Here is an 11061-nt window from a genome sequence, read left to right on the forward strand (position 1 = left end):
TAATGCTTGAATTAACCGGTGAGCTGCGCTTCAGGCCTGGACGAGCCTGCCGATAACCCGGCAACGGAGGATCAATCATGCGTCATATCTTATTTTCGCTCGTCGTCGTGTCGCTGGCCGGCTGTACGGGTGCGTCCATGAATCGTCACATGGACAAGGCTTACGATGCCTATACTGAAGGTGACTGCGATCAGGTCATGCTGGAGCTGTCCCAGGCCGAACGCAAGAGCCGGGCTCGCCCGTGGGTTCAGCCGGAGATTTCCATGCTGCGTGGTCAATGCCTTGAGCGGCAGCGTTTGTATGTCGATGCGGTGGAAACCTATCGCTTCATCGAGAGGCGTTACCCCAGCAGCGAGTATGCGTACCGGGCCCGGGCCAGAATCGATACGCTCACCCAACTGGGGCTCGATGGTTCCAGACCGGTAATCGTTCAGCCACAGCCGCTCAAGCCGGTGCTGGCCAAGTAAAGATGCCCTTTCGCATGCTTCTGGTTATGCTTGTGGTCTGATGGGTGCCGACTGGAGCGGCATCAGACTGCAGTGACTTCCGGGATGGGTCCATGAAACAGAATCGTCATATCGAGCGCCATCAGTTACCGTACTTTCTGAAGGTGTTCAATCGTTTCACTGACAGGCCCATGGGCTATCTGGGTAATATTTCCCTGGACGGGATGTTGCTCATTAGCCAGCTACCGCTGCTGGTTGGGGCCAGATTCGAATTGCGTTTGAAGGTGCCGGGTCAGGACGGGCAGTTGCACTTCATTGACTTCGATGCCAACTGTCAGTGGAGCCGGGAAGACGTAACGCCAGGGTATTACGATTCAGGCTTCTCGATCTCGGCGCCACCGCATGAGTTCACCGAGCTGGTGGAATCGCTGCGTAACTATTTCAGCTTTCATCCCATGCAGCAGTCCGTTTAGGCAGACGAACGCTGCAAGGCTTAGTCAGAGGGTTCCGGCACGTTTCCAGGTGAGATACTGATTGACCAGTTCAGGGCCTAGGGCGGCCGGACGTGTATCGATGAGCGCAACACCTTGGGCCGACAGGCGCTCGTGCAGCGACTCCCTGGCCTGGCGGTAATCCATGGCCCCACAATATTCCAGCGCATCCTCGTAGGTTTCTATCACCTGCTGCATCTTCGTATCCAGGATATCTTCACGCAGGCTGGCAATCAGCATGCGGTGCTGGCGACCGATATGGCCAAGGGCAAGCCTTAGATCATCGTCATCTTCATCACGCAGGTTGGTGACCAGAACGATCAGTGCACGGCGACGCTGGCGGCTGAGAAGCTGCTGGGCGGCTGAACTGTAATCGGCAGGGGTCAGTGTAGGCTTGATGTCATAGACGGCATTGAGCAGTCGGCCCAGCTGCCCATGACCTTTGGCAGGCGCCACGTGCCGTGGTTGCTCATGAGCAAAGGTGCTGATACCTACGGCATCGCCCTGGCGAAGGGCAACGTGGGCCAGCAGCAGGCACGCATCCAGAGCCTGGTCGAAATGCGACAGCTCACCGTCCTGGCTACGCATACGCCTGCCGCAGTCCAGGAGCAGCAGGATCTGCTGGTCCCGTTCTTCCTGATATTCGCGGGCGATGGGCATTTTCTTGCGTGCCGTGGCTTTCCAGTCCATCTGCCGCAACGTATCGCCCTGGCGAAACTCTCGCAGCTGATGAAACTCGAGCCCCAGGCCTCGTCGAGGTTTCTGTCTGACGCCCAGTTGACCTAGCCATTGCTCGCCCGCCAGAGGCGATGAGCTATAAAGGCGGGCAAAGTCCGGGTAGACCCGTGCGTCTCCAGGGTGCTCCAGTCGGTAACGGCGCTGCCAGAATCCCAGTGGGCTGGGCAGGATACAATCACAGGCCGGAAAGCGGATATGTCCTCGCTCCAGAGGCCTGATCCGGTAGTGCGCCTCGGTCTGCTGGCCGGGCTTTAGAGTCATCTCCAGCGGTAGATGCTCGTGAGCCATGGAGGCGGGGATATGGTCGAACAGTGTGACGGAGCATTCGCGGGAATAGGAATGATGCAGCGTAAGCTGAACGTCGCTCCAGCGTCCCAATGATAACTGCCCGGGCAGCGTACGCTTCAGGATGGGAGGGGCGCGTCGATAGGTACTGACAGCATCGCCTCCGGCCATCAGCAAAAGCGCCAGCAAAGCGCCCCACCAGACGGTATGTAGCGTGTCAGCCACGGAGAGGCCCAGCGCCTCGAGCGTACCTAGGATCAGTGCTGTCCCAAGCAGTCCGGTCAGGATCAGCAGAAAACGTCTGGAGGGCTTCATAAAGGCGCGAATTAGAGGCGAGGGGCTGGGGATTGATCAATGATCTGCCGCAGCACCTGATCAACCGTAGTGCCGTCGATTTCAAGTTCTGCCGACAGTCTAATCCGGTGGCGCAAAACGGGCAGGGCACACTGCTTCACGTCATCGGGCAGAACGAACTCGCCACCCCGCAGCAGGGCTCGCGCACGCGCGCCGCGGAGCAGGGCGATAGAGGCACGTGGCCCGGCGCCCAGCATGATGCCGGGCCAGTTACGGGTTGAGCGCGCCAGCCGCACGGCATAATCCAGCACCTGGTCGTCCACCGGCAGGTCCGCTGCAATCTTTTGCATGGCCATGATTTCCTTGGCTTGCAGTATTGGGCGCAGAGGCGTGACATCCAACATGTCGCTGCGTGTGGAGCGAGTGACCTGTCTGACCAGGGCACGTTCGTCTTCTTCGCCGGGATAGTCGATATAGAGCTTGAACATGAAACGGTCCAGTTCCGCCTCTGGCAGCGGATAAGTGCCTTCCTGCTCTATCGGGTTTTGGGTGGCTAATACCATGAAGGGTTGAGGAACCGGCAGCGCTCGGCCTTCCAATGTAATTTGCCGCTCCTGCATGACTTCAAGCAGTGCCGCCTGGGTTTTTGCTGGCGCACGGTTGATCTCGTCGGCCAGCAAAAGGTTGGTAAAGGCAGGTCCCTTGCGCAGCTTGAACTGCTCCGTTGCCAGGTCATAGATGGCATGACCTGTGATGTCGCTGGGCATGAGGTCCGGCGTGAACTGAATACGTGCAAAACTGCCTTCGAAACAGCGAGCCAGCGCGCGAACCAGCAGGGTTTTGCCCAGTCCGGGTGCACCTTCGATCAAGACATGCCCCCCAGCCAGCAGGGCGGTCAGGACATCATCAATTACTGTGCTCTGGCCTATCAATGCCTTGTTGAGGGCTTGCCGCAGCGATTGAGCGAGGCTGCTGGCGCGTTGACGCTGTGCCGTATGATCAGGGGGCGTAGGAGTCGCAGTAGGCTCGGTCATGGCGTATTTCCTTGAGTAGGCCGCGAGGGGAGTGCACCGCGAGTCATAGTGCCTTCCTGATGCGTTGCAGATGTGCAACGCGGCGCGTGAAGTCGATTGGAGACAGTTTCTCTGATGTCAGCGGACGCATGCTCTGGCTGATCTCATGCGCAGACAAACGAGCCAGGCGGCCTAGAAGCTGCCATTGCTCGGCAACAGGGAGGCGTTCGAAGCCGGGATGACGGCGTCGGGCGTGCTGCTGAATATCTTTCTGCAACAACGTGATCAGGCTGGCCAGCCCAGTATGTCGGCGAATGAATTCGGCGCTGGCTCGCAGGTGCTCACTCAGCTGACGGCGCCCGGTGGCGGGACTTGGTAGCAGGGGTCCCAGGCGCTGCGCTGACTGCCAAAGCCAGAGCGCTAGAAGCAGGGCTGCGGCGGCCAGCGTTTCAGGAAAGTAGCGTGCCATGAGCGTAACAAGGCTTTCCTTGTCGGCGCGGTATAGCAGCGTGACGTCACTGTCCTGGGTGATATACCAGAGCAGCCAGGCATTGTCATATTCGCCTATATGGGCGTTTTGCCAGATCCAGGGGTCCGTCATGACGGTAATCAAACCGTTGCCCCATGGCAGCTGCATCATGTGCGTAGCGGCTTCGCTGTTGGCCCAGGACTGGGCCAGATTCCTGGAGTCGTACAGATGAAACTCGTCATCGAAACCGATATAGGCTGGCTCCTGTTCGTTTTCCAGATAAAGCTTGGTCAACGGCGCCCACTTTTCGGCAGGAGCGGGTTCAGCGTCCTGCTGACCCGTCTCCTCATCCTCCAGGTCGCGCGTCAGCAACTGCTGCACACCGATGGCGTCAAGCAGGAAGTCGCCGCTTTTTTTGCTCTGCTCATCCCACAGCTGCTCGGCTACGAAAACGACATGTCCACCTCGGCTGGCCCAGTCCAGGACCTGCTGACTCTGGGCGGGTGACATACGGTCTCGTTCTGCAAGCAGCAGCAACGTATGGCCTATCGAAGGCAGCCCATTCAGCACCGTAAAAGAGTCACTGTGTTGAATGGTAATGGACCGCTCCTTCAGAAAGCGCTCTGCAGCCAGATAGGGATTGTTCCGGGCTTCTGGACTGGGCCCTGCATCTTTCAGCGTCTCTGTCAGGGTGATGTACTTCCAGGCCCACAACCCGGTCAGCAGCAGGACGGCCACCATCAGAATAATCCACAGCGAATGCCGACGCGTCATACAGACACCTGCGGACCAAACAGATGACGCCATTGGTGACAGAGCGCTTGAAGCGTTTCCTGGGAAGGCATGCGATGGCCATAGGCAAGCGCTTGCCATTGGGTCGTCACATCATGCAGATAACCGACCACATCGGCGTTGGGTATTGATCTGCCAAGCTCAAGAATTTCGCCTTCGGTATGCGCCTCCTTCAAGGGCAGATGAAAGTCATGCAAAAGACGGCTCAGCAGGCTTCGATAAAGCAAGCCCAGTGCGCTGCGAGGGTCGTGTTGCCAGAGGCGCTCGGCTTCGCCAGGGATATCGGAAGGTAAACTGGTCGGGGCGACTTCCAGACCAAACAGCTGACGAGGCGTGTCGACAGGTCTGGCAGGTTTGGTGGCGATTCGCCGGTTAAAGAGGGTTAGCCAGACGCGGTAACGCCAGAGCAGCACGCCAAGGCCTGCAATCAGTAACGTCCATAACAGGATTTCAATGAAGCGGGCCGCATGAGCAATAAGTGTTTCGAGGTCCTGCCAGTGCAGGCCATTGGATGACGTCACCGAGGCCTTGTTCTTGTCTTGCTGGCCGACGTGCCATTCCAACTGGGTGCGCTCATTCCTGAAGGGCGGGCTCGCCAGTATGACGCCGATGTGCTGCCGGGCAACCTGACTGTTCAAGGGCTGGTTCAGCAGGCGAGGCGCATCCGGGCCGGCTGCTTCCTGAGGTGGCAGTGGGCAGATCGCTGCAGCTGACGGCTCATCTGCCAGGACGGGCGGTGGTGAGAGCAAAACGCTCATGGCTCCGATCACAAGCAGCATGGGTATCGCACCTGTCAGGCGCTGGCGCAGGCGTCGAAAGGCCAGCTCAATGTCCCAGGCTTCCAGCGCTGTACGCCGGTTCAGATAAAGACTGAAGCCGCACGCCACATACACGGGCTCCCATACAAGCAGAACCAGTGCATATAGCAAATTTGTAAGGTGCTCCACCCAGAGCAGGCCATGAGCCTCGACATCGATCAGTTTGAGCCAATCGAGTTGCTCGACGATCTGCGAGGGAATGAAGAGATAAATCAGGCCCAGAAGACCGAAATAAAGGGCCATTTCAATGTGCGCACCGGTAAGGGTCAACCAGAAGGCGGCCTGTGTATCTTGTTGCGTCAGGACCCGAACACGAGCCTGACGTGATGTGCCAGACAGGCCTTCAAGCTGCTGTACGGGTAATAGAAAGCTGCGCTTGGGCGTAAAACGTCTCCATAGAAGGCTGGGCAGCAGCTGTACGCTCAGCAACCGTGGATAAGCCATCAGCGCTTGTCTGGCCGTAATCGTTTCGCCAAAGAGCGCACGGGACAAAATATGCAGGGGTAGCCGCTCGAACAGTGGCTTCAACCACCAGAAAACCAGCATGACGATGGAAGGATAATTCCAGAGGACGGTGCTCAACAGGGCCAGAACAGGAAGGGTGAGCAGTGCCCAGCTGGTCATCAAGACACGCAGATGTTCACGGGCGAGTCTCACGCCAAGATCCAGAGCTTCCCAAGGGCTACGGGGGCGGATAACCGCCTGGCTTTCACTCAGGCGCATGTCGATTTCTTCCTGCCAGCCCGAAATAACCTCCAACGGCCAGCCACAACAGCGCACCTGCGCTGTACTTGAGGGTAGGGCTGAGTGCAGCGCTTGAGGACCAATAGGCCTCGACAAAGGCGGCCAACGTTAACAGTACAAAGACACCGGCAATCATGCCCACGCAGGGTTTGGCGGCATGTCGCAGGGCATCACTGCGGCGCAGCCGGCCCGGCGCCACCAGCGCCCAGCCCAGCTTCAGGCCTGCCGAGCCGGCCAGCGTAATCGCTGTCAGCTCAAATGCGCCGTGCCCTACCACGAAGGGCCAGAAGGTAGCCCCAGAGCCCAGTTGTGTCAGGTAGCCTGCCACCGCACCAATGTTAAGCCCGTTGAACAACAGAAAGAACAGTGTCCCCAGGCCATACAGCAATCCGCCTGCAAATGTCTGAAAGGCAATTCCTATATTGTTGCGAATGTAATAGCCGAACATTTGCCAGTCCTGACTGCTGGCCCGCTCAGGCAGGGCGCCTATGCGCTGGGCATCCGGCCTGTACATGCTTTCCATATTGGCAACCTGGGCAGGGTCTAGCAGGCTATAGACCAGATCGGGGGTGTAGTAGACCAGCAAACCCATTACCAGAAGGCTGCCATAGAAGAGGGCGCTTGCTACAGCGACCAGGCGCCATTCTGCCCGGACCAGTCGAGGAAAATCTGCCAGCAGGAAGCCGAGCAATCGCTGCCGAATATTGCCCGGATGGCGATAGATGAGCTGGTGGCCACGCAGCGTCAGTTGATGCAGGTGCTCAATCAGCTGGGGGCTGTAGCCACGTGCCTGAGCAAGTGCCAAGTGCTGGCACAGACGACGGTAGCTAGCAACAAATGCCTTGCTGTGTTCGAGCGTTGAAGTCGGGGTGCGTTTTTCCAGCGCAGACAACTGCTCACTGAAGCGAGCCCACTCAGCCTGGTAGCGCTGTTCGAAAGGCGCCTGCCTCATACGTGAGCCCCTAGCAGGGCTTGTGCAATTCGGTTCAGGCGCTCAGTGGCTTCGCTGCGGTTTACCCCCAGAGGCTCTGCCAGTAGTGCAGCCAGCTCGTCTCGACGGGATAGAGATAGCCCGTTCTGACGCTCGGCAAACGAGAGAATGGCCTGCTGCTCTATTAACCCCAGCGCAAACGGGGGGGACAATGGAATGACGTCCTGTAAGGTAAAGCGTTCGTGTGGTTGCTCTTGGTGAACGACCAGGGTGCCTGCCACCAGATCTCCCAAGCGTTTGAAGCTGGGATGTAACAGGCTGCTCAGGATACCCATGGCATAGCCGAAGGGGAGAAGATCCACGACGCGCAAAAGATTGCGTAGCAGCGAGCCGGACCAGCCCACCGGGGTGCCATCATCATTCAAAACGCGCAGTTTCATGAGCTGCTTGCCTGGTGAGCGGCCCTGGTTGAGCACTTCAAACAGCACCATGTACCACCAGCTGATCAGAAATGTCAGCAGCGCGATCAAGCCAACCCCGACATGGCCTAGAAAGCCGAGCACAAGGTAGGCAAGCGCCATGATAGCGCCTCGAATAGCCAAGTCGATGGCATACGCCAGGGCGCGAGGTATGACGCTGGCAGGACGCAACATCAGGTCGATGGCTTCCGGGGTTTCGACGCGTAACAGCGTATCGAGTGGAAGTGGCATGGGTACAGATGAGCCTTCTCTAGTGTAGGTCGGCACAAGAGGTTGCTCGGCGTTCACACGGTGTCATTGGATGAGAACCCCTACGCAGACTGGAACGACAAAAATAACCAGTCGGCAGGCAAGCGCTTCAGCACATTATCACTCCTTTGATAAGGTCATCACCCCCGCCTGGTGCGTCTGTGCACGTTAACGCAGCTTGGCTATCCTGACGCACGGCTTGGAATCCATGGGTATCATGAATTCAATGACATACATACGGTCGCAGCCTGCGACATGATAAGCCTAGCGACCCATCAGGCGTATAGGCAACTGAAAAATCCAGAGTGCTCGACTCGAGGCGCTGATAGCTAGGAGAGCTTTGTCGTGAGCCGCACCATATTCTGGTATGACTTCGAAACCACAGGAACCAATCCACGCTGCGATCGCCCACTACAGGTGGCCGGCTTACGAACGGATGAGGACCTTAACATTGTTGGCGAGCCGCTCAACCTGTATTGCCGCTTGGGCGACGATATCCTGCCGCATCCGGCTGCCTGCCTGATTACCGGCATTACGCCTGAGCGCCTCGAACGCGAGGGGCTTCCCGAGGCCACCTTCATGGCCCACCTGCATGCTCATATAAGCCAGCCGGGTACATGTACGGCTGGTTACAACACGCTGCGCTTTGATGATGAAGTGACACGGCATAGCCTGTATCGAAATTTCTACGATCCGTATGCGCGGGAATGGCAGGGCGGGAATACCCGCTGGGATCTGATCGATTTGCTACGTGCGGCTTATGCCTTGCGGCCGGAGGGCATCGAGTGGCCTCAGGATGAGGGGCGGGTGACCTTGAAGCTTGAGCGTCTTTCCCAGGCCAACGACCTGGAGCATGGTCAGGCACATGATGCTCTGTCGGATGTACACGCTACGATACAACTCGCTCGGCTGGTACGTGATCGGCAGCCACGGCTGTATCATTTCTTGTATCAGCTCAGACACAAACGTTCAGTGTTGGAGCACATTACGTTACTTAAACCGCTAGTCCACGTTTCGGGACGGTTTTCAGCCGAGCGTAATTTTCTTTCCATTGTATTGCCGCTTTGCTGGCATCCTCATAACCGTAATGCGTTAGTTGTCTGTGATCTTCACTTTGACCCAAGCCCTATATTAGAGCTGGACGTTCAAACGCTACATCAAAAACTCTATACCCGGCGTGAGGACTTGTTAACCAATGACGAACTGCCAGTGCCGCTTAAACTTATCCAGATAAACCGATGCCCGGTGTTGGCACCTTTGGCTGTACTAAGAGAGCAGGATCAGGAAAGACTGCAAATAAATATGCAGATGTACAAGCAACGTGCAGCTCTTTTACAAAGTAAGGCAAAAATATGGCGAGACAAATTGTCGCAGCTTTATCAAATAAAAGCTGAGAACGCAGTCTTTGATCCTGAACAGCAGCTGTACAATGGCTTTATATGTGAGAGCGATAGGCGCTTATGTGATGAGATTCGAAGCTGTGACCCTATTAAGTTGGTAGATAAAAGGTGGTTATTCACGGACGAACGTTTGCCTGAACTTTACTTCCGTTATCGGGCCCGAAACTTTTCCCATACTTTGACGGCTGAGGAGCAAGGGCGTTGGCATTCATTCTGCCGTGATCGTTTGATCAATAGTGAATTGGGCGCACCCAATACACTGTCCTCTTTTGAGGAAGCCTTGCATGCACTGGTGCAGACTGCCAGCGAATCACAGCAAGCCCTGCTCAATACATGGCGGGTACATGCGCAGCAGTTGAGAACTCGGTTCGGAGTTTAAAACCTTTTAAACACCTATAAAAAACGCCAGCATTGCTGGCGTTTTTTATCTAACTGACGGATATCAGTCGAGCAGGGTGGCCCAGCTCTCGACATCATCGGCGCCCCACTTGGCTTTCCACTCTTTCAGAGTCTTGTGGTTGCCGCCTTTGGTTTCGATAACTTCACCCGTATGCGGGTTCTTGTATTGCTTTACTTTGCGTGCACGTTTGGTGCCGCTGCCTTGAGTGCTCTTGGCATTACTGCGAGTGCCACGAGTGTTTTTGGCATCAGTGTCAAGAATAGCGATGATGTCACGCAGGGACTTGGAGTATTCACCCATCAATGCGCGCAGCTTTTCTTCGAATTCCAGTTCTTTTTTCAGTTTATCGTCTTGGGAAAGATTACGCAGGCGCTCCTGCAGCTCTTTAATAGCTTCTTCAGTGGCACGGTATTCATTGATAAGGGACATACATTTACCTGCAATGCAAGGGCTGGTCTTTTTTTAATGATAGTGTTGGCGTAACAACAAGTAAACCTACTATTAACTTTTTGCAAGCATAAAACAAGTTAATAAGCTTGATAAGCTTCAACTAACATTAAAACTCAGGCGCGATATTCATCGCCGCAAGTCGATGAAAGCTGAAGTTTTCCGTGCGCAAGGCTAGAATGGCGGCCTCCGTTTTTTCGAGGTTGTTCTATGCGCACTTTTCGTCTGGTGATTGCCTGCCCGGACGGCGTAGGTATAGTGGCCAAGGTAAGTAACTTCCTGGCGACTTACAATGGTTGGATTAGTGAAGCCAGCCACCACTCCGATACCGAGAGTGGCTGGTTCTTTATGCGTCACGAAATACGCGCCGATTCTTTACCCTTCGATTTAAAGGGTTTTTATCAGGCGTTTGCGCCAATAGCCAAAGAGTTCTCTATGCAGTGGCGCATTACCGACTCTGCGGTTAAAAAGCGTGTGGTACTTATGGCCAGCCGCGAATCCCATTGTTTGGCAGACTTGCTTCATCGCTGGCACAGTGGCGAACTTGATTGTGAAATTCCCTGTGTTATTTCCAATCATGATGCATTGCGCAGCATGGTCGAATGGCATGGTATTCCTTATTTCCATGTGCCGGTCGACCCGACTGACAAGCAGCCCGCCTTTGCCGAGGTCTCCCGACTGATCGATGAGCATCAGGCCGATACTGTGGTGCTGGCGCGTTACATGCAGATCCTGCCGCCGGATCTGTGCCAGCGCTATGCGCATCAGGTCATCAATATCCATCACAGCTTTCTGCCGTCCTTCGTGGGGGCCAAGCCTTACCACCAGGCTGCCAAGCGGGGCGTGAAGTTGATCGGGGCGACCTGTCACTTTGTGACTGAAGAGCTGGATGCCGGCCCGATCATTGAACAGGATGTGGTGCGTATCACCCATCGTGACAATGTCGAGGACATGGTGCGTCTGGGCAAGGATGTTGAAAAGATGGTGCTGTCGCGTGGTCTGCGCTATCACCTGGAAGACCGTGTGCTGGTACATGGCAACAAGACGGTCGTCTTCAACTGATAG

At 56.1% G+C, this 11061-nt stretch carries 11 protein-coding genes; 4 read left to right on the plus strand and 7 right to left on the minus strand.

Translation table 11 applies throughout. The annotated features are described in order from the left end of the window. Window positions 1–77: 77 nt before the first annotated feature. Together QWJ10_RS05240 and QWJ10_RS05245 are read left to right on the plus strand one after the other, a co-directional pair. Window positions 78–467, plus strand: coding sequence for a hypothetical protein (locus QWJ10_RS05240; RefSeq protein ID WP_010795260.1), 390 nt, complete (start codon window positions 78–80; stop codon window positions 465–467). Window positions 468–559: 92 nt separating this feature from the next. After that, window positions 560–919, plus strand: a complete 360-nt coding sequence (locus QWJ10_RS05245; RefSeq protein WP_010795259.1) for a PilZ domain-containing protein — start codon at window positions 560–562, stop codon at window positions 917–919. 24 nt (window positions 920–943) lie between these two features. On the opposite strand, the gene QWJ10_RS05250 is transcribed toward QWJ10_RS05245, so the two are convergent. Genes QWJ10_RS05250 through QWJ10_RS05275 form a run of 6 tightly spaced genes read right to left on the minus strand, consistent with a single transcriptional unit; the run spans window position 944 to window position 7731 of the window. Next, complete coding sequence (locus QWJ10_RS05250) at window positions 944–2275, minus strand: DUF58 domain-containing protein (protein WP_289924638.1); 1332 nt, start codon at window positions 2273–2275, stop codon at window positions 944–946. Between the two features lie 11 nt (window positions 2276–2286). After that, a complete protein-coding gene (locus QWJ10_RS05255) occupies window positions 2287–3288 on the minus strand; it encodes a MoxR family ATPase (protein ID WP_289924639.1) in 1002 nt (333 codons plus the stop codon). A gap of 43 nt (window positions 3289–3331) precedes the next feature. After that, window positions 3332–4510 (minus strand): DUF4350 domain-containing protein, encoded by a 1179-nt coding sequence (locus QWJ10_RS05260; protein ID WP_289924640.1) that lies wholly within the window; start codon window positions 4508–4510, stop codon window positions 3332–3334. Then, window positions 4507–6069, minus strand: a complete 1563-nt coding sequence (locus QWJ10_RS05265; protein WP_289924641.1) for a DUF4129 domain-containing protein — start codon at window positions 6067–6069, stop codon at window positions 4507–4509. The genes QWJ10_RS05260 and QWJ10_RS05265 overlap by 4 nt, the downstream gene beginning before the upstream one ends. Further along, the gene (locus tag QWJ10_RS05270) at window positions 6056–7042 is read right to left on the minus strand and encodes a stage II sporulation protein M (RefSeq protein WP_289924642.1); all 987 of its coding nucleotides are present in this window, start codon (window positions 7040–7042) and stop codon (window positions 6056–6058) included. The genes QWJ10_RS05265 and QWJ10_RS05270 overlap by 14 nt, the downstream gene beginning before the upstream one ends. After that, window positions 7039–7731: an RDD family protein gene (locus QWJ10_RS05275; protein WP_289924643.1), complete on the minus strand. Its 693-nt coding sequence runs from the start codon at window positions 7729–7731 to the stop codon at window positions 7039–7041. The genes QWJ10_RS05270 and QWJ10_RS05275 overlap by 4 nt, the downstream gene beginning before the upstream one ends. A gap of 363 nt (window positions 7732–8094) precedes the next feature. On the opposite strand from QWJ10_RS05275, the gene sbcB reads away from it, so the two are divergent. Beyond that, window positions 8095–9528: an exodeoxyribonuclease I gene (gene sbcB / locus QWJ10_RS05280; RefSeq protein ID WP_289924644.1), complete on the plus strand. Its 1434-nt coding sequence runs from the start codon at window positions 8095–8097 to the stop codon at window positions 9526–9528. A 63-nt stretch (window positions 9529–9591) separates the two neighbouring features. Here the strand turns inward: sbcB and mvaT are convergent, their stop codons facing one another. Then, window positions 9592–9978 (minus strand): histone-like nucleoid-structuring protein MvaT, encoded by a 387-nt coding sequence (mvaT, locus tag QWJ10_RS05285; RefSeq protein ID WP_019366367.1) that lies wholly within the window; start codon window positions 9976–9978, stop codon window positions 9592–9594. A 228-nt stretch (window positions 9979–10206) separates the two neighbouring features. Between mvaT and purU the strand changes: the two genes are divergently transcribed. After that, window positions 10207–11058, plus strand: a complete 852-nt coding sequence (gene purU, locus QWJ10_RS05290) for a formyltetrahydrofolate deformylase (protein ID WP_010795250.1) — start codon at window positions 10207–10209, stop codon at window positions 11056–11058. Window positions 11059–11061: the final 3 nt, after the last annotated feature.

Origin of the sequence: Pseudomonas sp. WAC2 (assembly GCF_030403525.1) — a bacterium.
Taxonomy (GTDB): Bacteria; Pseudomonadota; Gammaproteobacteria; order Pseudomonadales; family Pseudomonadaceae; genus Chryseomonas; species Chryseomonas luteola.